Here is a 21,340-nt window from a genome sequence, read left to right as displayed (position 1 = left end):
GGTGACGTCCGCAAAAATTTGCGTCACCGGGTTGGGCCGAGCACGAAAATGTCGCTCCGCTAGACGGTTCTGTCTCCGTCCGGCAACAGAACCTAGGCGTCCCCCATGAACGTCCGGCCCAATCACGATGAACGGAAGATGAACCACGCTGGGAGGGTGTCCGCTGCAGCGGTATGCCCTACCTTGACGTATCGTGATAACTCAATGAACATTGAGTCAATGCCTATGGAGTCGAGTGACACCGTGCACCACCGGGCGGCCATCCACGCCGCACTGGCCGATCCGGGCCGCCTCACCATCGTTGACCATTTGTTGCTGGCAGACGCGTCCCCGTCGGAACTTCAAGAGCTGCTGAGTGTCGGGTCGAATCTGTTGGCCCATCATCTGCGGGTGCTGGCCGAGGCCGGGCTCATCACCCGCCGCCGCTCCGAAGCCGACGGGCGCCGTACGTACTTGCATTTGGACCGCCGCGCGTTGGATGCCATGGTGCCCGTGGCGGGGCGGCGGGCTCGCCGGGTGGTTTTCGTCTGCACGCAGAATTCTGCGCGCAGTCAGCTCGCGGCGGCGATCTGGAACCGTATGAGCGCCGTGCCGGCCACCTCGGCCGGCACCCATCCCGCCGAGCACATTCATCCCTTGGCACTGGCGGCCGCGCAGCGTCGGCAGGTGCCGATGCCGGCGCGCACACCCCAGCGCCTCGACGACGTGCTGCAGCCCAGCGACCTGGTGATCGCGGTGTGTGACAACGCGCACGAGGAACTGCCCGCCGACCCGCAACGGATCCACTGGTCGATCCCCGATCCGGTCCGCGCGGCGACGCCCGATGCCTTCGACATCGTGGTCGACACGCTTGTCGAACGCATCGATCACGTCGCCCCGCGGCTGCGGGCGGGCTGAGGTCCGGTGGTCACGGTGGCCGGCACAGCCTCCGTCCCGCTCACGCGCCGCCTGCGGGCGTTGCGCGATTGGTTCCGGGCGGGCTACCCGAATGAGGCTCCGGGCCTGGGGTATTCACCGCTCATGGCGTTGGCGGGCCCGCCGTCGCTGACGCCGAAGCAGGCCCAGCAGGTGGTCGAGCACTTGGTGGACCGCCCGGCCGATCCGGTGGAGGTCGCGGTGGCGATTGTCGGTGTCACCGGCCGGCTGCCCCATCCTGGGCAGCGGCGCACCATCGAGCGGCTGCTGCGCGCATACCCCGGGCGCGCCTAGAGGCCGCCCCGCTATTGGCAGCAGCGGGGATCGAGTACCACACACAACGCTTGCAGCGCATCAGGTTTCACCCGGTGGAACACCCTCATGCCGCGGCGATCGGACAACACCAGCCCCGCGGTGCGCAGCTGCCCGATGTGATGACTGATCGTGGACTCTCCTACGCCGAGCGCTTCGGACAGGTCCCCGCTGGTCTGCTCGCCATCGGCCGCGCTGAACAGGGACGACAAGATCTTGATGCGCACCGGGTCGGCGATTGCCTTGAGCCGCATGGCCACCGCCAGCGCATCCTCATCGCCCATCGGGCCCGAGGCCACCGGGTTGCAACACACCGGCTCGGACATGTCGATCATCGGTAACGCCTTGGGCATGACACCATCGTGCCAGCGATCTTGACATATATCAAAAAGGTGGCAAGCTGAGGTTGGCGCCAATTCGATATATGTCACATCCAATACTGGAGGTCTCGACCATGTCCCGTGTCCAGCTCGCCCTTAACGTCGACAACCTCGACGAGGCAATCACGTTCTACTCCAAGCTGTTTGGCATCAGCCCGGCCAAGGTGAAGCCGGGTTACGCCAACTTCGCGGTGGCCGAGCCGCCCCTCAAGTTGGTGCTGCTGGAGAACCCCGGCAAGGGCGGCACCATCAACCATCTCGGCGTCGAGGTGGCCTCCAGCGAGCAGGTCCACAGCGAGATCGCCCGGTTGACCGGCGAAGGCTTATTCACCGCCGAGGAAATCGGCACCACGTGCTGTTTCGCCACCCAGGACAAAGTGTGGGTGACCGGCCCGGCCGGCGAGAAGTGGGAGGTCTACACCGTGCTCGCCGATTCGGACACCTTTGGCTCCAGCCCCAACCTTCTCGACGACTCCGGCGAAGGCGGTGTCTGCTGCGGCGGCACCGCGGCCGCTGAAGCTGGTCAGCCCAGCGCCGCCTCCTGCTGCTGAGGCCCCAGCAGCCCGGCTGCACGCCACGGCGTACCGCGGCGTGCAGCAGGGCCGCGTGGTCGGTTAGCGGCCCTGGCCCGTGATGCGTCGTGACGCAATATCGGCGACAGGAGCTTTCCGCGCAGCGGCTTCGCGTTCCAGGACCAGCAGCTGAATGACACTGGCATAGGTGGCGAGGCGTTCCTCCAACTCGACGCAGTGCGCGAGCAGCGCGGTGTGGTCGCGTTGGAGTTTCGCGTGGTCGCTGAGTTGACGGGCGAAGGCGGCCGGCGCCCCGTCAGCGTTGCGGACCCGGGCCTGGAACTGCTCTTTGAGATCGACGTGCTGATGCGTCAGCTGCCAGCGGCCGACATCGGCCTCCACCGCCAGCTGGGACACGCTGAGCCGCCCGCTCGACCGCAGCGGCTCGCCCGCCAGCAGTCGATCCATCGCGGCCATGATCTTCTGGCGCACCGGGTCGTTGTCTCGTTGTGCAACACTGCCACTCATTGGTGCTCCTGCAGAATCGCCGCCAAGCGCGAAAGCTCTTGGCGCTCACGTGCATGGCGCAACGGTGGCGCCAAACTGTCGTTGACGATGTCGGCCAGCTCATCGTGACGGGCGCGCACGGCCATGATGTCACGGTCGGTGCGCGCGATGTTACGACACCGCGGCTGACAGTCATCGATATCCGGGGTCACCATAGGATCCTCGGCGCTGCCGCGGATCTGGCACCGTGCCTGGGCCGGTTCGAACACACACGTCATCCCGTCGCCGTGAAAGATCTGCAGCAGCGGATTGCCCAGCAGATCACGTGCCTGTTTGGCGCTGGTGATCACGTGGCCGCCGAACTGCTTGCTCGCTGCGCTGACACGGGAGCGGTAGGTGTGCGCAGCCGGTCCCGATACATGCTCGCCACCGGCCAGGGCTTGTTCGTCGGCGGCCAGTTCTTCCATGCGGGCCAAGAAGTCTTCGAAGGCGTATTCGTCGGGAAAGCCGGAGTTGTAGTCGCCGGCGTAACCCTGAATCAGCCGAGTGTGCACATGTCCGTATTGGATCGCACCGGCGACCAGGCCGCGTGGGCGGCGTCGGATAAACCACGCCAGTGTGCGGCGAAACCGCGAAATGCTCAGCCCGCCACGCGGATCGGGTGGGATCGGCGGTAGTCCGCGGGGGCGGCAGTAGTCGTTGACCCAGTCGATGAACGCGGCAATGTCGGGAGTCGATTCGGTACGGGCCCGCCCGCTGCGCGTGATATTGCGGGGCCGGCTTCGCCCCACCTCGAGGGTGACCGGAAACAACAAGTCATCGTCGTGCAGGCGCTGCAGTACCGCCACCGCGTCGGCCACCGGTGCCACCACCACCCAGGGGTCACGCCGTGGTGCCCCCGCGGGGATCTTGTTGCCGCTGACATCCACGGCGTTTTTGAAGAACACCCCTGACATCAACCACATGTCGGCCGCGTCATCGTGACTGATGCAGTCGCGGCGCAGGTTGAGCACCTCGCCCGGGCGGGCCCCGGACAGATAGGCGATCACCACCAAACACGCCGTACTCAGGTGCCGGGCAAGGACTTTGGCGTCGCGGTAGGCGATCGGGCCGGCATGCCATGGCTGGCCGTCGAGCTGCGCGGTGATCGCGGTATCGAGGTAGGCGTCATCGGCGACGGGCACGCCGGCAGCCAGCAGCAGCTGCCCGGCCGGGCTGGAGGCAGTCTTGGAGTTAAACGAGCGCTCCAGAATCATGCCGACGTGGCGCCAGTCCACCTCGACCTGACCGTCGGCGCTTGTCTTGCCTGGCAGGCAAGCGCCACGTCGTTTCACGTCGTCGAGGTAGGCGCGCATTTGCCGCTCGACGGTGCCGGGCGGAGGCCGAAACGGCACCGGCCCGTGTCGGCGCCGCCCCTCCGGCGTGCGCGCCTTGAGCCGCACGTACTCGGTGTGGGCGGCCACGATATCGGCGGCAAAATCCTCCACGAAGCGCAGCGACCATGACAGCAGCGCCGCCATGGTCGCTTCGGCGATACGTGGGGTGCGGTTTTCCCGGCTGGTTCGCGCGCGCCCGAACAGCTCGCCCGCCGGATCGCCTGCCCACGGCGGCAACACGGGCAGGCGCATCGATGCGGGCAGAATGCTGCGATAGCTCCACAGCCGCCGGACCTCGACGGTGCGGCGGAATTTGGCCTCCAGGGTGATGTCCTGATCGCCGACATGACTGAGGTAGTCATCGAGCAGATCGTGGGTCACGTCGCAGAACTGGGTGATCTGGCGGCGATGCAGCCAGGTGAGGAAATCTTTGAACCCCGACCACGCCGACAAGATGGTGCGGATCGAAGCCCGTTCGGCGCCCACCCGATACAGTGGTGTCGGCGCGTCGTGGTTAATCAGCTGCCACACATAGTGTTTGGCCGCCAGTCGCAGCGGAGCGGGCAGTGCCGCGAAGTTCAGGCTCGCCGCAGTCTCGTGCTCTTCGAAGATCGCCTCCGAGAGCCGCCAGCGGTCCGCGCCGAAACGGCACAACGTGCTCACATCGGTTCCGGGTACCAGTTCGCGGTCCAGCAACACCACCGTGTCAGGGGTTGGCCAGGACACCCCCGCCGGCGGGCCCTCGGGCCAGCAGTCCGTTGCCGCGAGCGTCGTCACCGTAGATCCAATTCCCGATTGACGAACCGCTCCACCAGATCACGTTGCGCCGGTGTGGGATTGGCGCGTGCCTCCGCTACGTCCAGCGGGTCCTGGCGGGCCAGCAGGTCGGCGAGCTGCGCGTACGGCACCGAGAAACGCTGCACCCACGCCAGCGGCGGCATGACGGCCCGGCGGGCCGCCAGGCGGTCATGAACCAGCACCTGAATCGGTAGGTGGCGTGGCAGCGCCCGCGCACACGGACACTCCAAACACGTCATGAACGACGCCCGGCAGGGTTGCCCCGCCGGGGCGTGCGGACTGTTCTCGTGGTCGATACACGCATTCATGACCGTGTCGAGCTCCCCGCGCGCCAGCTGTTGCAGGGTCGCGGCGTCCACCCCGTGACTGGCGGCGATCGCCTCGGGGTCGGAGCTGGCTTGTTCGAGTTCGGCGGGGGAGATCACGTCCATGGCGGCGCGGGTACGGGCGGTGTCCACCTGATCAGCCAGCGCCGCGGCGACCACGCCGCGATACTCCTGCAGATTGCCTCGATCACGGCCCAGGTAGTCGCGTACCAGCGTGGTCTCGGTGTGCGCCACCGGCTTCTGGTGCAGTTGAAGGTACGTCAGTCTGATCCGGCCCGCCGCCACCGCCAGCGGTACCGCGCGGCCCTGGCTGTCGAGCGCATCGCTGCGCAGATTGTGCCTGTCGGCCCACGTGGCGAAACACTTGTGCCCCGGGGGAACCCGAAACCCCCGCCCTAAACCGCTGTGCCCACCGGTCCAGTGATAACCGAGCAGCAGCCGGTCACTGCCGGTGATCTCACGCGAACGCGCCGTCAGCTCCAGCAGCAGCGCGTACAGACCGAACGGGGTGTGCAACTCGTCGCGAACCGACAGCGCCTGGGGCTCAGCGGGGATGCTGATCCAGTCGGGAACCTGCGACAGCACCAGATTCATGTACGCCCGGGCGCCGCGACGCGCCTTGTAGGTGTCCAGGATTGCCGTCGCCGCGTCCCCGGTGTACCCGTCGGCGCGGTGATGGGCCGCAGGGGTGTCCAAGATGACGCTCATGTTCTCCCCGGTCATCACCGCCAGTAACACCGCACCGGCACTGGCCTCAAAGCCATCCAGGTGCGCCCACCGAATGACATCGGCCACGCTGCCGTAACGCCCCTGCTGTACCCAGGCCTTGATGTTGGTGCCTTGCCGGTACTTTCGTTCATACCGCGGAACATCGCCGGTACGGTCTACCCAATCGAGCAGTTCCAAACGCCGATCGGGGTCGGCCAACTCCCCGGCGCGGAACCGCGCCAGCAACGCCCGATTGGAACGAATGCGCGCTGCCGCGGCCCTCAGGTCCGATCGCGCTGCGTCGGCGATTCGTTTGAACTCCGCACGGCTGTAGCTTGATTTGCCCTCTCCGCTGGCCACGAACGGCGGGTTGGCTTCATGCAGCTTGGCCCGCAACGCCTCGCCGATGCCATCGGCACGCAACAACAGCGCCTTGAGCGCACCCAGCTCCATCGGAGCACACGAGATGTGGCCTCGCGACGCGTGAAACCCGTCGATGTGTTGAGCCGTCACGTCGGCCATGTGCAGCGGCGGGGATGGCAGGGCGGACACATAATCGCTGAACAGCCGCGCCACGCGGAAGCTGATACGAAACGACTGCACCGCGTTCAGGCCGCCACCTGGAGCGGTGCGCCGCGCGAACGCGAGGGCCAGAGCGCGTTGCACATCCGGCGCCGTCGAGAGCGCCGAGAAATCGAAATCGATTACAGTGCCGGACTTTTGGGAAAAACAGCGCACAGTCAAGCTTCCCGGCACCAGGCCACGATCAGTGCCATGACCACTCTTGGGCAATGCAGCCTTGCGACCCCGCCGTGTCATTGCACCGCCATGAGCGGGTCACCGGCGACCTTCGGGTGCGTGGCGAACGCAGCGGCCATGAACTCCGCGATCGGAAACCCGTCTGCGTGGGTCAGCAGCACCTCGACGTCCAGGCTGCGGAACGGCTCCAAATACACGTTCTTGGTGGTCTCCACCCGGGCATGACCGAGCATCGTCTGCACAAGATGCCAGGTGTCGCCGAACTGGGCGCGAAAGTCACTGGCCTCCTGAGTACTCAGGTGGCCCAGCTGTGCCAACTGGACCAGCCTGGCGATCGAAAACCATTTCAGTGCAAAAGAATGTCGACACATATGCGGTGTACAGCTGAAATCCGCCAACCCAAGATCGGCGATCCGCTGGTTCCCCGTCTCAAATGTGTGGTGCCAACCATGCGGATCGCGGGGCGTGCCATCCTCATTGAGCCACAGCGCCAGCGGCTCCAAGCCCGACGGCGTCCGGCGAAACAGCGTGCGCCGCACGCGCGGACCAATGAGATTCCAGTTGCGCTCCACCATCGCATCCCCGTCGGGCAGCGAGACCGAGCGCCGGCGCCCGGTCTCGGCGACAACGCAGATCCCCGCCATCTGCTGATAGCGGCCGGCGCACTGCGCGTCGCGGACCGCGCGCGCACGCGCCCCCTCGATATAGGCACGCACCTCGCTCAGCGCCGCACGCGGCATCCAATACGTATGCCCGTACCCGCCCTTTGCACACGCATCCGCCAGCTGGCAGGTGAAAAAACCCCGGTCCGCCTCCAGCGTCGGCAACTCCGGCAAAACCACGCTGGCCCACTCTGTCAGGCGCAGACCCGTCCCGTAGAGGCCGTCGACAAAAGCGCTGTCCCGCTGCTCATTTCGTCCCTTCCATGACCGGTCGCGCCGTCCGGACAAGTCCCTGCCCCGCAGCCCCACGTCGCGCCAACGTACGATGGCGGCCGGGTCCAACCACTTCACGCCCGCTTGGCGTTTCGCCCGCGGAAAGCTCACCTCCGCGAACACGTCGACGACGTCGGGGAACCGAGCCGCCGTCCACCGGTAGAACTTCTTACACGCCGCCACATCCTTGGCGAACGTCGATGTCCCCACCGGCGCGGCGTTGGCCGGATCGATCAACCGCCAGAACTCGAACTCCTCGGCATCGTCGACGGCAGCATCCCACCACGAGATTCCTCGGGTCTCCAGGAAGTTGAGCCACAGCGCCAACGCGTGCGCGTAATCGCGCTGTGTGGTCTCGGCCAAGTTGCGCATCCGCGCCGAGGCCAGAAAAGCATTCACGCGAACATCAGGAAATCCGTTGGGCCCCAACAGATAGCGCTGCCCATCCCGAACGCCGAGCCGCGCCGCCCAGGCACTCAGATCCAACCCCTGCTGTTCAAGCCCCTCTACAACCACACCGTTCGATCGACGAAAGTCGAACCGATGCACAGACCAGCTACCAGAATCCAACCGCCCGCTCCCATCAGAAAGTCGGGTCATTCAACCACAACAGAAACGGTGGCTATAGAACTGTCCGCGCTGTCGGAATGACAATGCGCACAATGGTTTTCCACTTGGGAATGCCAAGCGCGTAGCTGGCCTCACGCAGGTCCATCGGGACGATGCGCAGCATCTCTTCTGTGGACCGCACGATGACCGGGATCATCAGCAACACCAGCGACAGCGACACCGCGAAACCGGTGCGCTGGAAGCCCAGGGTGGCCACCCACAGCGCGTAGATGAACAGTGCGGCGACGATCGACGGGACACCGGTGAGGATGTCGACCATGAAAGTGGTGACCTTGCCCAGCCGGGTGCCGCCGCCGTACTCCACGAGGTACACCGCCACCATCACGCCGATCGGGATCGAGATGACAGCACAGACAAGCGCCTGCAGGACGGTGCCGACGATGGCGTGGTACGCACCACCGCCCGCCTCGAACGCCGTCATGCCGGACTGCGAGTTGGTGAACCAGTCTGCCGATGTCAGCGCCTCATAACCCTTGGTGACAACGGAATACAGCACCCACACCAGCGGGATCAGCGCCACGAGCACCGACAGGCTGACCAGCACCGTGGCCACCCAGTTGGTGGCCTTGCGGCGGAAACCGACGCCCTCGAAAGACTGGTGCTTGACCGGCCGTTCCAGCATCGCGGCCATCTTGGCGTTCATTTCGCGCCCCTTCCGGCCACGACGGCGCGTGCCGCGGAGTTCACCACGAAGGTGAGGATGAACAGCACCAGGCCGGCGGCGATGTAGGCGCCCGCCTTGTACTGGTCGTTGAATTCGCTTGCGGTCGCGGCGATCTTGCTCGCGAACGTATAGCCGCCGTCGAACAGGGTCCAGCTGAACTGGGTTTGCGTGCCGCGCAGGATGATCAGCAGCGCGATGGTCTCACCGAGAGCGCGGCCGAGGCCGAGCATGGCGCCGCTGATGTAGCCCGACAGCCCGAACGGCAGGACGGTGGTGCGCACGACTTCCCAGCGGGTGGCACCCAGCGCCAGTGCGGCCTCGATCTGACCGCGCGGCGTCTGCACGAAGACCTCACGGCTCACCGCGGTGATGATCGGCAGGATCATCACCGCGAGCACGATGCCCGCGGTGAAGACCGTGCCACCGCCGGCGACCGAGGCATTACCGGTCTTGAACAGGAACAGCCAGCCCAGATCCTTGTTGAGCCACAACGCAAACGGCTTGAGCACCGGGGCCAGCACGTACAGACCCCAGACGCCGTAGACGATCGACGGCACCGCGGCCAGCAGGTCCACCATGTACGACAGCGGGCCGGACAGCCGGCGCGGCGCGTACTGCGTGACGAAGATCGCGATACCCAGTGCGACCGGCATCGCGATCAGCAGCGCGAACACCGACACGAAGACGGTGACCTGCAGCAGATCGAGGATGCCGAAGTGCATCGCGGAGGTGTCGGTGGTGACCCAGTTGCCGCCGAAGGTGAAGAAGTTCTCCTTGTTGCGGGCCAGCGCCGGGATGGCGCGCCACAGCAGGAACACACCGATGGCCGCGATGAGCGCGACGATCAGTACGCCGGAACCCTCGGCGAGTAGGCGGAAAATCCGGTCGCCCAGGCGAACTTTCGAGCCCTTCGACGGGTCGAGAGACACCGGCGTCGGCTCGGGGAAGTGTGCGGCAATTGCCTCCCCCGACCCCGCGTCGGCTGGATTCGGTGTTGTCACTGTCATCCTGTCAGGAACCTAACGGTCGTGGGCTCCGGTTCCATCCTTACTGCGATGGAACCGGAGCGCCAGCACTGCTTAAGCGATTGCGTCGACCGACTGCAGCAGACGCGCCTTGAAGGCGTCGGGCAGCGGGATGTAGCCCGCCTTCGACAGGTTGGCCTGGCCCTGGTTGGCGGCGACCTTCAGGAACGACTTCACCGCGGCGGCGGTGTCGGCGTCGTAGCCCTTCGAGCAGACGATCTCGTAGGTGGCCAGCACCAGCGGGTAGGCGCCGGCTTCCTTGGTCGAGTACAGCGACTTCAGGTCGAGAGCCAGGTCGTTGCCGTCCTTGGCGAACTTGGCGGCGGCGATGGCCTTCTTGGCGTTGTCGTCGGTCAGTTCGACTGCGCCCGAACCGTTGTCGATCTGCGCGAACGGCAGCCCGGCGGCTGCGGCCGGGCTCTTCTCGACGTAACCGATGGCGCCCGGGGTGGCCTGGACGGCCTGCACGACGCCGGCCGACTTCTGCGCGCCTTCACCGGCGCCGCCCTGGAACTCGCTACCGGCGCCCTTCTTCCAGCTCTCGGGAGCCGCGGCGGCCAGGTACTTCTGGAAGTTGTCGGTGGTGCCCGACGAGTCCGAGCGGTAGACCGGCTTGATGTCGGTGTCCGGCAGGGTGGTGCCGGCGTTCAGCGCGGCGATGGCCGGGTCGTTCCACTTCTTGATCTCACCCTGGAAGATCTTGGCCAGCACGTCGGCGTTGACGACGAGCTTGCTCACGCCTTCGAGGTGGTAGGCCAGAGCGACGGGGCCGAAGACCAGCGGCAGGTTCCACGCCGGGTTGCCACCGCAGCGCTCGGCGGCCTTCTCGATCTGCTCCTTGGCCAGCGCCGAGTCGGAACCGGCGAAGTCGACCTGCTTGGCGATGAACTGCTGGCGGCCGGCACCCGAGCCGGTGCCGTTGTAGGACAGGTTCTTGCCGGCGCACACCTGGCCCCAGGCCTTGTTGAACTCGGCGATCGCGTTCTGCTGCGCGGTCGAGCCCTCGGCGGTCAGCGCGTTCTTGCCGCCACACTCGGCAGACGAACCGGACGCCGACGACGACGAAGTGCCGGAGGTGTTGTCGTTGCCACACGCGGTCATGCCGACGGCAAGCGATGCGGCCGCTGCGGTGACGACGAATGCTTTACCGATGCTGGTGAACTTCACGGGTCCTACTTTCGGTGTCGGCCGATGGTCGGCTTTCAAGGGTCGGCTTCCGACTCCCGCGCAACGTATGCGGCCGTAATGGACGAATCACTGATGCCGAATGAACACCGGGTGAACTCGATCAGCGACTTTTCAGGCAACTCGTCGTTTCAGCTAACGGTCGGGGCTGCCGCGTAGGCGACATCGGCGCTGTACAGCTCGAACCCGAGACGTCGGTAGGTCTTCACCGCCGCGGCATTGTCTGCCTCGACATACAGCAGTACGGTCCCGCCCGCACCCAGCCGGTCCGCCAGGTGGTGCAGACCGGCCAGCGTCAGCAACGCTCCGAGACCGCGGCCCTGCGCGTCCGGCCCCACACCGACGACGTACACCTCGCCGACGCCGGAGGCGTCAGAAGACTCGGTGTCCGGAGTCCGATGAACTTTCGTCCAGTGGAAGCCGAGCAACCGTTCCCCGGCCGCATCGTCGGCGTCATATGCCAGGAACAGCCCCGCCGGATCGAACCACGATTCAGCCCGGCGCTCGTCCACCTCGGCCTGCGTCCAGCCGCCCTGTTCGGGGTGCCAGTGGAACGCCGCGTTGTTGACGCGCAGCAGTTCGGCGTCGACCTCGGGCCCCGGATACGTGGTCAGCCGGACACCGGGTTCACCCAGCAAAGGAGGCAAGTCGGACAGCGAGCGACGCATCTGCCAGAGTTCGCGCACCGCGGTCAGGCCGAGTGCCACAGCGGTGGCACGCGCGGCATCGAGGTTGCCGTGCGCCCAGATACGGGTCGCCGCGCCACCGGCGGCGAGGCCGGCACGGATCAGGTCGCTGCCGATGCCCCGGCGTCGTGCCTCGACGGCGACGACGGCCTCCGCCATGTCCGGTGCGAGGTTCAGATAGCCGATCAACGCACCCGAGTCGTGCGCCAGCAGATGGCGGGTGCGCTCCAGCGGGAGTTCGCGCAGCACCTGGTCGCCGACAGGGGCAACCCCGTCCGCGGCAGTCGCCGCCGCGACGAGTTCACGGATGGCCGTCTGGTCGGCAGCACTCAATGCGGTGTGCCAGGTCAGTTCCGTCACTGCGCGGGCTGGGTCTGCCGAGCGCCGTTCTCGACGTCACCGGAGTCGCCGTCGTCCTCGTCGTCGACGTCATCGACCGACTCGGCGGCACCGTTGGTGCGGCCGCGCGCGGGCCGAACGGCCTTGTAACCGACGTTGCGGACGGTGCCGATCAACGATTCGTAGTCCGGGCCGAGCTTGGCGCGCAAGCGCCGGACGTGCACGTCGACGGTGCGGGTGCCACCGAAGAAGTCGTAGCCCCACACCTCCTGGAGCAGCTGGGCGCGGGTGAACACCCGGCCGGCGTGCTGCGCCAGGTACTTCAGCAGCTCGAATTCCTTGTAGGTCAGGTCAAGAGGCTTGCCACGCAGCCGGGCGGTGTAGGTGCCCTCGTCGATGACGAGCTCGCCGAGCGTGATCTTGCCGGCGCTCTGTTGGTCGGCGACGCCGTTACGGCGTCCCACCAGCAGCCGCAGCCGCGCGTCGATCTCGGCGGGCCCGGTGCCGGGCAGCAGGATTTCGTCGATGCCCCATTCGACGTTGACGGCGACCAGGCCGCCTTCGTTGACCACGGCCACCACGGGGACGGAGGCACCGGTGCTGCCCAGCAGACGACAGAGTCCGCGGGCGGCCGCGAGATCAGTGCGCGCGTCGACGATCGCCACATCGGCGTTGCCGGCTTCCAGCAACGACGACACCTCGGTGGGTGCCGGCCGCACGCTGTGCGGCAGCAGCGCCAGCGCCGGGAGTACAGACTCCGGGTGCGGGTCGACGGTCAGTAGCAGAAGATCCAACGGGTCCTCCAGTACGTCCGGGGCCGCACCGGACGTTCCCCCGCGACGACGCTGTCGCAGTTCAATCCGATTCAACTCCGGAGAATCATGGCTGACACATGGCCGTTACCGGCCAAGATCATCTAACGATAGCTTGCCACCTGCGATTTAGCGGCTTGGAACGGCCGGTCGCGACGCTGCGTGCCTGGGCGTACGCCAGAATGTCCGGATGCGTAAGGTGCTGACCCGGCTGCTGATCCCAGTGGTCGTGCTGATCCTCGCGGTCGTCGGCACCGATTTCGGCTTCGCGATCTTCGCCGAATACCGCATGGCGCGCAGTGTCCGGACCGCCGCCCACCTGCACTTCGATCCGTGGGTGTCGATCCTCGGTTTCCCGTTCGGAACCCAGGCGGCGCGGGGCCGCTACCAGCAGGTCGAGGTCAAAGCCGCCGCCGTCGCGCACCCCGTCGTGGGCAAGGCGTCCATCGAGGCGACGCTGTACGACATGGTCGCGACACCCAAGTCCTGGTTGATCGGGCCCGACGCCAAGTTGACCTCGACGAAGCTGGAAAGCCGCATCATCGTGGACTCGACTCACGTCGGCCGTTTCATGGGCATCAAGGACCTGCTGGTGGAAGCGCCGACCAACGATTCGAACGACGCCACCGGCGGCACCACCGAGTCCGGCATCTCCGAAAGCCACGGCCTCGTGTTCACCGGGACCCCGACCGCTGCCGGTCTGAATAAGCGCGTCAGCGTCTCGGTGGACCTCTCCATCACCGGCGCCGACCACACGAACCTGGTGTTCACCGCGACCGACGTGCTCACCGGCCCGGGCACTGCCGAAGAAAAGGTGCCCGACGACAAGAAGGCCGCGGTGCTGCGGGCCTTCTCCACCACGATGCCGGGGATGAAACTGCCGTTCGGGCTGACCCCGACCAGTGAGGGCGCGCGCGGCTCCGACGTCATCATCGAAGGCATCGCCACGGGAGTAACCGTGCCCCTCGATGGGTTCAGACAGTCATGAACTCCACAGTCGTGGTGCTGACGGTCCTGGTGGCCGCCCTCGGGATCGCCTACATCATCGGCCGGCTGCTGACCGTGCGCGCGGGCCTGATGAAGGAAGTGACGCCGGCCGAACCGTCCGCCGAAACCGACAACTCCGATCTCGGCCTGTCCACCACCGGCCCGACCGTCGTGCATTTCAGCGCAACGTGGTGCGGACCCTGCGCGGCCGTCCGCCGCGTCGTCGACCAGGTGTGTGACGACCTCGGGGTCGCGCACGTCGAGCTGGACCTGGACGCCAATCCCGTTGCGGCCCGCCGCCTGTCGGTACTGTCGCTGCCGACGACGTTCATCTTCGACGCCTCGGGGCAGCAGCGGTACCGCACCGCGGGCGTCCCGAAATCCGCTGATCTGCGCGAGGCCCTGCTACCGCTGTTGGCCTGAGCACGCCGTTGTTGGGTAAGCTGTCTGCCGTGTTATCCCCCCGCGAGCTCCTGCTCACCAAACGTCGCGCAGTAGATCTGTGCCGCGTCGCGGGTTGTTGCTGTTGTTGTTGTAGCTGCTGAGTAGCCGCGCCGTCGTTTCGTGTTGCGCTCCGAGCAGCTTTCCGTGGCAGGTCCACGTCTTCCCAACAACAGGAGCTTTCCCATGTCAGACAATTCCATCGAAACCCCCCAGGTCGACGTGCGTGGACCCCGCTTCGCAGCCTGGGTCACCACCGGCGTGCTGATCGCTGCGCTGCTGGTCTCGGCCGCGAGCCCGATCGCCGCGGCCGTGATTCTCGGCGTGCAGGCCGTGGTGTTCGCGATCGGCGCCATCGGCGGACCGCGCAAGCACCCGTACGGCCGCATCTTCGCCACCTTCATCGCGCCGCGGCTGGCGCCGGTGACCGAGAAGGAACCGGTCGCGCCGCTGAAGTTCGCCCAACTCGTCGGGCTGCTGTTCGCGATCGCCGGATTCGCCGGCTTCGCAGCGGGTATCCCCGCGCTGGGCCTGGGTGCCACCGCGTTCGCGTTGATCGCCGCTTTCCTCAACGCTGCCTTCGGCATCTGCCTCGGCTGCCAGATCTACCCCCTGGTGGCGCGCCTGCGCCGCACCGGCATCCCCGCCACCTCCTGACCCGCTAGAGCTGATAAGCAACCGAAAGGAATTCGTACATGGCACGTTCCGACGTCCTGGTCTCGACCGAATGGGCCGAGAACAACCTCGACACCGCCGGCGTGGTGTTCGTCGAGGTCGACGAGAACACCAGCGCCTACGACGACGAGGGGCACATCCCCGGCGCCGTCAAGCTGGACTGGCGCGATGATCTGCAGGACTCGGTCAAGCGTGACTTCGTCGACCAGCAGCAGTTCTCGAAGCTGTTGTCCGACAAGGGCATCAGCAACGACGACACCGTCGTTCTGTACGGCGGCAACAACAACTGGTTCGCGGCCTACGCCTACTGGTACTTCAAGCTGTACGGCCATGGCGACGTCAAGCTGCTCGACGGTGGCCGCAAGCGCTGGGAACTCGACGACCGCCCGCTGGTCAAGGACGCCACCGTCCGCCCGGCGACCTCGTACGAGGCCAAGCCGATCGACAACAGCATCCGCGCGTTCCGCGACGAGGTGATCGCCGCGATCAACACCAAGAACCTGGTCGACGTGCGTTCGCCCGACGAGTTCTCCGGCAAGATTCTGGCTCCGGCGCACCTGCCGCAGGAGCAGAGCCAGCGCCCCGGCCACGTGCCGAGCGCCATCAACGTGCCGTGGAGCCGGGCCGCCAACGACGACGGCACCTTCAAGTCCGACGAGGAGCTGGCCAAGATCTACGCCGACGCCGGCCTCGACGGCGAGAAGGAGACCATCGCCTACTGCCGCATCGGTGAGCGTTCGTCGCACACCTGGTTTGTGCTGCAGGAATTGCTGGGCCACCGGAATGTAAAGAACTACGACGGCAGTTGGACCGAATACGGCTCCCTGGTGGGTGCCCCGATCGAGTTGGGAAACTGATTATGTGCTCTGCACCCAAGCAAGGCCTGACGCTGCCGGCCAGCGTTGACCTGGAGAAGGAAACCGTTATCACCGGCCGCGTCGTCGACGGTTCCGGCCAGCCGGTCGGTGGCGCGTTCGTGCGGCTGCTGGACAGCACAGACGAGTTCACCGCCGAGGTCGTCGCGTCGGCCACCGGTGACTTCCGCTTCTTCGCCGCGCCCGGCACCTGGACGCTGCGTGCGCTGTCCAAGGTCGGCAACGGCGACGCCGTGGTGGCGCCGACCGGGGCCGGTATCCACGAGGTCGACGTCAAGGTCGCCTAGTTTCTTTGGCCGCGAGCGGCCGTATCGGTACCCGGACTTCATGCCCTGGTGTGCCGATGCGGCCGCTCGTCGCATTTCCCGGCCGGTGCGGCGCACGTCACACCGGCATCGCGAGTAACCTATCTGTCCGTGGTGCTTTTCTTCGAGATCCTGCTGGTCGCGGCCTCGCTGGCCATCACCTGGTTCGCGCTCTACGCGCTGTACCGCCTGATCACCGACGAGTCGTGACGTCCGACCAGGACCCCGCGGACGCGAGGAGCGATTCAGCCTCGGACGGCCTGGGTGAACTCGGCGCGCTGGCCGGTTCCGGCGACCGTGCCATCGCCGCGGCTGCCGATCGTGCCAAGGCCACGGCCGCGCGCAACGTACCCGGGTTCGACGATCTGCCGCTGCCCGCGGACACCGCCAACCTGCGCGAAGGCGCGGACTTCAACGACGCCCTGCTGGCCCTGCTGCCGCTCGTCGGCGTCTGGCGCGGCGAAGGCGAAGGCCGCGATTCCGCCGGCGACTACCGGTTCGGTCAGCAGATCATCGTGTCGCACAACGGCGGCGACTACCTCAACTGGGATGCCCGCTCCTGGCGGCTCGACGAGAACGGCGAATACGCCGGTCCGGGCCTGCGCGAGACCGGCTACTGGCGGTTCGTGAACGACCCGACCGATCCCCACGGGCAGGACGAGTCCCAGGCCATCGAGCTGCTGCTGGCGCATTCGGCCGGCTACGTCGAGCTGTTCTACGGCACCCCGCTGAACCAGGCGTCCTGGGAACTGGCGACCGACGCCCTGGCCCGCAGCAAGTCCGGCATGCTTGTCGGCGGCGCGAAGCGGCTCTACGGGATCATCGAGAACGGCGATCTTGCCTACGTCGAGGAGCGCGTGGACGCCGACGGCGGCCTGACCCCGCACCTCTCCGCGCGCCTGTCACGTTTCGTCGGCTGACGGTCCTTCAGCCCGCCCGCTGATCTCGTCGATCTCGGCGCAGCCACTTCACAGGTGGCGCCTAAATTCTCGATATCACTCCCCCATCGGCGCTCTCTAGCGTCTGCCTGGTCAGCAATTCGCAACCCAGATTTGGGGGAAACGTGGTTCCTTCCGCTATTCGTCTCGCCGTCTTGAGCGCAACCGCGGCCGCGCTGGTCGGCGGCGTGGTCGGGTGTTCGTCGAGCAGCGACTCGACGCCGAGCAGCTCGAGCACGGCGTCGTCGGCAGCCTCGTCCAGCAGCGCGGCACCGGCGTCCGGCTCGGAAGCTCCGGGCACGCCGCCCAGCGGTGACGCCTTCGCGCAGTGCCTGACCGAGCACGGCGTTCCCGCGCCGCCGCAGGGTCCGCCACCCGGCGCTCCGGGCAAGCACGAGGGCCGTCAGGGTCCGCCGCCCAGCGGCGAGCCTGGCACTCCGCCGGCTCCTCCCGGGGTCGACGAGAACACCTGGAAGTCCGCGACGCAGGCGTGCAACTCGCTCGCGCCGACGCCTGCGCCGGCCGGCTGACCTACCCCGGACATGAGGCGGCCCCCGAGCCAAGGTTCCTGGTTGGACAAGACCGGGAGGCTCGGGGGCCGGGTGGCTGCGGGAATTCGCAAGTGCGCTCGGGAATTACCCGGCGCTACTAGCGGGCAGCCACCTCACATGTCCTCAAAGAATCAATCAATTTGTCGGACCACCTCCTTCCCTGTGTACGTGCGACCGTACTCCCAGGTCGAAGACCCGACAACCGATTTTTCTCGGGCTCAGATCTGCGCGTCGATAAACCCGCTGATCAAGGCCTCGAAGGGCGAGTCCGCCAGCGTCCGCCCGTCCAGGGTATGTACCCGCGCCGCCAGCGTGATCGCGGACAGCAGCCAAACACCTTGTGCGGCAACTAAATCCGGCACCGTGACGCGCCGGTACACGCACTCGATCCCCCGCGCCGCGGCTGTCGCGAACAGCGCGCGCTGCGTGGTCGACGGCAGGATCGGCGACGCATCAGGTGTCACCAGAACCGGTTCCCCGGCTGTGCCACGAACCGCCAGAACGACGGCCGATCGCGGCCCTTCGAGCACCGCGCCCGCCGCGTCGACGAAGACGGCGTCGCCGGCGCCGGCCTGTTCGGCATGGCGCAGCGCGGCCACGTTCGCGGCATAGGACAGCGATTTCGCGGCGGCGAGCGGCCAATGCGGACGCACCAGCGTCACCGCCGCGACGCCGTCCTGACGGGCTGCAGCGACGCGAGCCGGCACCACCGACAGCATCACGAAGGCCACCACACCCTCGACGCCGCGGCCGAGCACCAGCCGCAGCACGGCCTCCCCGCCGGGCCACTGGCCGATCGCGGCAGCCACCGCCGCCAGCCAGCTGACGGTGTCGGGACACGGCAGGCCCGCCAGCGTCGCCGATCCCGCGAGCCGCGTCAGGTGCTCGTCGAGCAGGCGGACGACGCCGTCACGCACCAGCGCCGTCTCGAAGACCCCGTCACCGCGACAGAACACCGGGTCGTCGGCACGAATCACGGCCCGGCAGCCGTCGACCGCGACGACGATGGGCGGCGGGGTGGTCACGGCCTGAAGGCTAGTCGGGAGGCCAACTACGCTCGAAGCATGAGCGCAGTTCCCGCCCCCGAATCCGGACCCGACGCCGGCGCCGTCTGGCACTACGGCGACCCGCTCGGGGAGCAGCGTGCCGCCGCCACCGAGGCCATCGTGGTGGACCGCGGCCACCGTGCGACCATCGAGCTCACCGGCGACGACCGCCAGAGCTGGCTGCACACCATCTCGAGCCAGCACGTCAGCTCTTTGCCGGAGGGGTCCGTCGTGCAGAACCTGAGCCTGGACGGTCAGGGCCGCGTCGAGGACCACTGGCTGCAGACCGAACTCGGCGGCGTCACCACGCTGGACACCGAGTCGTGGCGCGGGCAGCCGCTCGCCGACTTCCTGCGCAAGATGGTGTTCTGGTCCAAGGTCGAGGTGAACCCGGCCGATCTCGCGGTGCTGTCGCTGCTCGGGCCCGCCGTCAACGCCCTCGACCTGCCGACGCCGGACACCGAATGGACCGCGGCCCCGCTGCCCGGTGGTGGTTTCGTGCGCCGCGTCAGCCCGCAGGAGATCGAGCTGGTGGTGCCGCGGGCCGACGCTGCGGCGTGGCGGCAGCGGCTGCTCGACGCGGGCGTCCGGCCCGCCGGGCTGTGGGCCTACGAGGCGCTTCGGGTCGCGGCGCTGCGGCCGCGGCTGGGCGTGGACACCGATGAGCGCACCATCCCGCATGAGGTCGGCTGGATCGGCGGCCCGGGCGTCGGCGCCGTGCATCTGGACAAGGGCTGCTACCGCGGCCAGGAGACCGTCGCGCGCGTCCACAATCTGGGCAAGCCGCCCCGCATGCTGGTGCTGCTGCATCTCGACGGCGGCGACGACCGTCCCGCGACGGGTGATCCGGTGCTCGCCGGTGGCCGGGCGATCGGCCGGGTGGGGACCGTCGCCGAGCATGTCGACCTGGGCCCGATCGCGCTGGCACTGCTCAAGCGCGGCGTGCCCGCGGACACCGAACTGACCACCGGCGGCGACGCCCAGGTACCTGCGGCGATCGACGCGGACTCACTGCCGGAGGCCGATACGTCCGCCGGCGCGGGCCGGGCAGCGGTGGACCGGCTCCGCGGCGGCGCCCGCTAGGCCACGGAACTGGCGTCTTCCGCCTGATTCGTTCCCCGGACGCCCGGTGAGGGTGGCCTGCCAGCATGAGACCGCCGGGCACGGTAAGCTAACGGCAGGACAATAAACACACTCAGATCGGAGCCGCCTGCACATCGGGCCGCTCCGTTATTGCGCGAGGGGGTCCCTTATGGGCCGCGGCCGGGCAAAGGCAAAGCAGACCAAGGTTGCTCGAGACCTTAAGTACAGCTCACCGCAGACCGATTTCACTCGGTTGCAGCGAGAGCTCTCGAACGACTCCGTTGGTTACAGCTCCAGTGCCATCGATGACGACCTGGACGACGACTCGGGCGACGAGCCCGCCGGTCGCTGGGCCGTACCCGAAGACGACTGGCGTCACTAGACCCCACGAGCGGCCCTGAGTCCCAGGGCCGCAGGCCCAGCCCCGCGCGCGACCCGAAGGTCAGAAGCGCGGGTGCTGGCCCACCAGCTCGGCGCGAACGCTGCTCTTGCCACCCTTGTTGACGGTGCCCAGAGTCCAGCAGTCCAGGTGCCGGGCAGTCAGAATCGCCAGTGCGCGGTCGGTGTCCTCCGGCGCGACGACGGCGACCATGCCGACACCCATGTTGAACGTCTTCTCCATTTCGGCACGCTCCACGCGGCCGCGCTGGGCGATCATCTGGAACACCGGTGCCGGCGTCCAGGTACCGCGGTCCATCTCTGCGGTCAGGCCGTGCGGGATGACGCGTTCCAGGTTTCCGGCCAGTCCGCCGCCGGTGACGTGGCAGAAGGTGCGTACCTGGGTCTCGGCGGCCAGCGCGAGGCAGTCCTTGGCGTAGATCCGTGTCGGCTCCAGCAGCTCTTCGCCGAGCGTGCGGCCGAACTCCTCGACGTGCCCGGACAGGCTCATGCGGTCGATCTCGAGCAGCACCTTGCGGGCCAGCGAGTAGCCGTTGGAGTGTAGGCCGGTGGCGGCCATGGCGATGATCACATCGCCGGGGCGGACGTTCTCGGGGCCCAGCAGGTCGTCGGCCTCGACGACGCCGACGCCGGTCGCGGAGATGTCGTAGTGGTCGGGCTCCATCAGACCCGGGTGCTCGGCGGTCTCACCGCCCAGCAGCGCACAGCCGGCCTGGACACAGCCGTCGGCGATGCCCGAGACGATCTCGGCCACCCGCTCGGGCACGGTCCGGCCCACGGCGATGTAGTCCTGCAGGAACAGCGGCTCGGCGCCACACACCACGAGGTCGTCCACGACCATCGCGACGAGGTCGATGCCGACGGTGTCGTGCTTGTCCATGGCCTGCGCCACGGCGAGTTTGGTGCCCACACCATCGGTCGACGAAGCCAGCAGTGGCTCGCGGTACCCGGCTTTCAGGCCGAACAGCCCGGCAAAACCTCCGAGGCCGCCGCGTACCTCGGGGCGGGTGGCCTTCTTGGCGTGGGGCTTGAACAATTCGACGGCGCGATCGCCTGCCTCGATGTCAACCCCCGCCGAAGCGTAGGAGGCGCCAATCGATTCAGCTCGCTCATCCTGGCTAGTCATCGGCCCCAAGGCTACCGGTCGCACCCTCGCGGATGCACGTCGCGC

Annotated in this window: 24 protein-coding genes and 1 pseudogene; 13 read left to right on the top strand and 12 right to left on the bottom strand. The window is 67.3% G+C overall.

Going from position 1 to position 21,340, the window contains the following annotated elements:
- The first annotated feature begins 219 nt into the window (after window positions 1–219).
- On the top strand, window positions 220–897 hold the full coding sequence (locus tag ACZ5IQ_RS02725) for an arsenate reductase/protein-tyrosine-phosphatase family protein (RefSeq protein WP_212814985.1): 678 nt from the start codon (window positions 220–222) through the stop codon (window positions 895–897).
- 15 nt (window positions 898–912) lie between these two features.
- Window positions 913–1,209 (top strand): DUF3349 domain-containing protein, encoded by a 297-nt coding sequence (locus ACZ5IQ_RS02720; protein WP_212813425.1) that lies wholly within the window; start codon window positions 913–915, stop codon window positions 1,207–1,209.
- An 11-nt stretch (window positions 1,210–1,220) separates the two neighbouring features.
- On the opposite strand, the gene ACZ5IQ_RS02715 is transcribed toward ACZ5IQ_RS02720, so the two are convergent.
- Window positions 1,221–1,580, bottom strand: a complete 360-nt coding sequence (locus ACZ5IQ_RS02715; RefSeq protein WP_061002101.1) for an Rv2640c family ArsR-like transcriptional regulator — start codon at window positions 1,578–1,580, stop codon at window positions 1,221–1,223.
- Between the two features lie 101 nt (window positions 1,581–1,681).
- Between ACZ5IQ_RS02715 and ACZ5IQ_RS02710 the strand changes: the two genes are divergently transcribed.
- Window positions 1,682–2,158, top strand: a complete 477-nt coding sequence (locus ACZ5IQ_RS02710) for an ArsI/CadI family heavy metal resistance metalloenzyme (protein ID WP_464480755.1) — start codon at window positions 1,682–1,684, stop codon at window positions 2,156–2,158.
- A gap of 63 nt (window positions 2,159–2,221) precedes the next feature.
- Here ACZ5IQ_RS02710 and ACZ5IQ_RS02705 read toward each other — a convergent pair whose 3' ends face one another.
- The 9 genes and pseudogenes from ACZ5IQ_RS02705 to ACZ5IQ_RS02665 form a co-directional block, all read right to left on the bottom strand.
- Window positions 2,222–2,647 (bottom strand): hypothetical protein, encoded by a 426-nt coding sequence (locus ACZ5IQ_RS02705; RefSeq protein WP_409431003.1) that lies wholly within the window; start codon window positions 2,645–2,647, stop codon window positions 2,222–2,224.
- Window positions 2,644–4,779, bottom strand: coding sequence for a hypothetical protein (locus tag ACZ5IQ_RS02700; protein ID WP_409431002.1), 2,136 nt, complete (start codon window positions 4,777–4,779; stop codon window positions 2,644–2,646). Before ACZ5IQ_RS02700 ends, ACZ5IQ_RS02705 begins: the two co-directional genes overlap by 4 nt.
- The gene (locus ACZ5IQ_RS02695) at window positions 4,776–6,500 is read right to left on the bottom strand and encodes a hypothetical protein (RefSeq protein WP_409431001.1); all 1,725 of its coding nucleotides are present in this window, start codon (window positions 6,498–6,500) and stop codon (window positions 4,776–4,778) included. Before ACZ5IQ_RS02695 ends, ACZ5IQ_RS02700 begins: the two co-directional genes overlap by 4 nt.
- A 149-nt stretch (window positions 6,501–6,649) precedes the next feature.
- Complete coding sequence (locus ACZ5IQ_RS02690; protein ID WP_464480754.1) at window positions 6,650–8,077, bottom strand: tyrosine-type recombinase/integrase; 1,428 nt, start codon at window positions 8,075–8,077, stop codon at window positions 6,650–6,652.
- A gap of 88 nt (window positions 8,078–8,165) precedes the next feature.
- Window positions 8,166–8,789, bottom strand: a pseudogene (gene pstA, locus ACZ5IQ_RS02685) (phosphate ABC transporter permease PstA); the annotation flags it as partial.
- Window positions 8,790–8,797: 8 nt separating this feature from the next.
- Window positions 8,798–9,829: a phosphate ABC transporter permease subunit PstC gene (pstC, locus tag ACZ5IQ_RS02680; protein WP_212813435.1), complete on the bottom strand. Its 1,032-nt coding sequence runs from the start codon at window positions 9,827–9,829 to the stop codon at window positions 8,798–8,800.
- Between the two features lie 72 nt (window positions 9,830–9,901).
- Window positions 9,902–11,014: a phosphate ABC transporter substrate-binding protein PstS gene (pstS, locus tag ACZ5IQ_RS02675; RefSeq protein ID WP_212813437.1), complete on the bottom strand. Its 1,113-nt coding sequence runs from the start codon at window positions 11,012–11,014 to the stop codon at window positions 9,902–9,904.
- A 149-nt stretch (window positions 11,015–11,163) separates the two neighbouring features.
- Entirely contained in the window at window positions 11,164–12,078 is a 915-nt protein-coding gene (gene mshD, locus ACZ5IQ_RS02670; protein WP_135355862.1) for a mycothiol synthase, read from the bottom strand.
- A complete protein-coding gene (locus ACZ5IQ_RS02665; RefSeq protein WP_064858769.1) occupies window positions 12,075–12,851 on the bottom strand; it encodes a winged helix-turn-helix transcriptional regulator in 777 nt (258 codons plus the stop codon). The genes mshD and ACZ5IQ_RS02665 overlap by 4 nt, the downstream gene beginning before the upstream one ends.
- A 208-nt stretch (window positions 12,852–13,059) precedes the next feature.
- Between ACZ5IQ_RS02665 and lmeA the strand changes: the two genes are divergently transcribed.
- The 8 genes from lmeA (at window position 13,060) to ACZ5IQ_RS02625 (ending at window position 17,620) form a co-directional block, all read left to right on the top strand.
- Entirely contained in the window at window positions 13,060–13,857 is a 798-nt protein-coding gene (gene lmeA, locus ACZ5IQ_RS02660; RefSeq protein WP_406804149.1) for a mannan chain length control protein LmeA, read from the top strand.
- Complete coding sequence (locus ACZ5IQ_RS02655) at window positions 13,854–14,279, top strand: thioredoxin family protein (protein ID WP_464480753.1); 426 nt, start codon at window positions 13,854–13,856, stop codon at window positions 14,277–14,279. Before lmeA ends, ACZ5IQ_RS02655 begins: the two co-directional genes overlap by 4 nt.
- A gap of 29 nt (window positions 14,280–14,308) precedes the next feature.
- Complete coding sequence (locus tag ACZ5IQ_RS02650) at window positions 14,309–14,401, top strand: Ms5788A family Cys-rich leader peptide (protein WP_366663813.1); 93 nt, start codon at window positions 14,309–14,311, stop codon at window positions 14,399–14,401.
- Window positions 14,402–14,483: 82 nt separating this feature from the next.
- Entirely contained in the window at window positions 14,484–14,954 is a 471-nt protein-coding gene (locus ACZ5IQ_RS02645; protein ID WP_138247851.1) for a DUF4395 domain-containing protein, read from the top strand.
- Between the two features lie 38 nt (window positions 14,955–14,992).
- On the top strand, window positions 14,993–15,829 hold the full coding sequence (locus tag ACZ5IQ_RS02640) for a sulfurtransferase (protein WP_135355857.1): 837 nt from the start codon (window positions 14,993–14,995) through the stop codon (window positions 15,827–15,829).
- 2 nt (window positions 15,830–15,831) lie between these two features.
- Window positions 15,832–16,134 (top strand): DUF1416 domain-containing protein, encoded by a 303-nt coding sequence (locus ACZ5IQ_RS02635; RefSeq protein ID WP_020098804.1) that lies wholly within the window; start codon window positions 15,832–15,834, stop codon window positions 16,132–16,134.
- A 278-nt stretch (window positions 16,135–16,412) separates the two neighbouring features.
- Window positions 16,413–17,072: a heme-binding beta-barrel domain-containing protein gene (locus ACZ5IQ_RS02630; protein ID WP_110783751.1), complete on the top strand. Its 660-nt coding sequence runs from the start codon at window positions 16,413–16,415 to the stop codon at window positions 17,070–17,072.
- A 173-nt stretch (window positions 17,073–17,245) separates the two neighbouring features.
- Entirely contained in the window at window positions 17,246–17,620 is a 375-nt protein-coding gene (locus ACZ5IQ_RS02625) for a hypothetical protein (protein WP_464480752.1), read from the top strand.
- Between the two features lie 239 nt (window positions 17,621–17,859).
- On the opposite strand, the gene ACZ5IQ_RS02620 is transcribed toward ACZ5IQ_RS02625, so the two are convergent.
- A complete protein-coding gene (locus ACZ5IQ_RS02620) occupies window positions 17,860–18,666 on the bottom strand; it encodes an aminotransferase class IV (protein ID WP_464480751.1) in 807 nt (268 codons plus the stop codon).
- A 39-nt stretch (window positions 18,667–18,705) separates the two neighbouring features.
- Between ACZ5IQ_RS02620 and ygfZ the strand changes: the two genes are divergently transcribed.
- Together ygfZ and ACZ5IQ_RS02610 are read left to right on the top strand one after the other, a co-directional pair.
- On the top strand, window positions 18,706–19,770 hold the full coding sequence (gene ygfZ / locus ACZ5IQ_RS02615; protein WP_061010238.1) for a CAF17-like 4Fe-4S cluster assembly/insertion protein YgfZ: 1,065 nt from the start codon (window positions 18,706–18,708) through the stop codon (window positions 19,768–19,770).
- Between the two features lie 169 nt (window positions 19,771–19,939).
- Window positions 19,940–20,152, top strand: a complete 213-nt coding sequence (locus tag ACZ5IQ_RS02610) for a DUF3073 domain-containing protein (RefSeq protein ID WP_060998895.1) — start codon at window positions 19,940–19,942, stop codon at window positions 20,150–20,152.
- A gap of 60 nt (window positions 20,153–20,212) precedes the next feature.
- On the opposite strand, the gene purM is transcribed toward ACZ5IQ_RS02610, so the two are convergent.
- Window positions 20,213–21,295: a phosphoribosylformylglycinamidine cyclo-ligase gene (gene purM / locus ACZ5IQ_RS02605; RefSeq protein WP_406775817.1), complete on the bottom strand. Its 1,083-nt coding sequence runs from the start codon at window positions 21,293–21,295 to the stop codon at window positions 20,213–20,215.
- Between the last annotated feature and the right edge of the window lie 45 nt (window positions 21,296–21,340).

It is taken from the genome of Mycobacterium toneyamaense, assembly GCF_055384815.1.
This window is presented reverse-complemented; position numbering and strand designations above follow the sequence as displayed.

Bases quoted from the DNA above. Each gene is read 5' to 3' on its own strand.
- ACZ5IQ_RS02725 (WP_212814985.1), top strand. From the start codon at position 220: ATGCCTATGGAGTCGAGTGACACCGTGCACCACCGGGCGGCCATCCAC.
- ACZ5IQ_RS02715 (WP_061002101.1), bottom strand. From the start codon at position 1,580: ATGCCCAAGGCGTTACCGATGATCGACATGTCCGAGCCGGTGTGTTGC.
- ACZ5IQ_RS02710 (WP_464480755.1), top strand. From the start codon at position 1,682: ATGTCCCGTGTCCAGCTCGCCCTTAACGTCGACAACCTCGACGAGGCA.
- ACZ5IQ_RS02705 (WP_409431003.1), bottom strand. From the start codon at position 2,647: ATGAGTGGCAGTGTTGCACAACGAGACAACGACCCGGTGCGCCAGAAG.
- pstC (WP_212813435.1), bottom strand. From the start codon at position 9,829: ATGACAGTGACAACACCGAATCCAGCCGACGCGGGGTCGGGGGAGGCA.
- lmeA (WP_406804149.1), top strand. From the start codon at position 13,060: ATGCGTAAGGTGCTGACCCGGCTGCTGATCCCAGTGGTCGTGCTGATC.
- ACZ5IQ_RS02655 (WP_464480753.1), top strand. From the start codon at position 13,854: ATGAACTCCACAGTCGTGGTGCTGACGGTCCTGGTGGCCGCCCTCGGG.
- ACZ5IQ_RS02645 (WP_138247851.1), top strand. From the start codon at position 14,484: ATGTCAGACAATTCCATCGAAACCCCCCAGGTCGACGTGCGTGGACCC.
- ACZ5IQ_RS02640 (WP_135355857.1), top strand. From the start codon at position 14,993: ATGGCACGTTCCGACGTCCTGGTCTCGACCGAATGGGCCGAGAACAAC.
- ACZ5IQ_RS02635 (WP_020098804.1), top strand. From the start codon at position 15,832: ATGTGCTCTGCACCCAAGCAAGGCCTGACGCTGCCGGCCAGCGTTGAC.
- ygfZ (WP_061010238.1), top strand. From the start codon at position 18,706: ATGAGCGCAGTTCCCGCCCCCGAATCCGGACCCGACGCCGGCGCCGTC.
- ACZ5IQ_RS02610 (WP_060998895.1), top strand. From the start codon at position 19,940: ATGGGCCGCGGCCGGGCAAAGGCAAAGCAGACCAAGGTTGCTCGAGAC.
- purM (WP_406775817.1), bottom strand. From the start codon at position 21,295: ATGACTAGCCAGGATGAGCGAGCTGAATCGATTGGCGCCTCCTACGCT.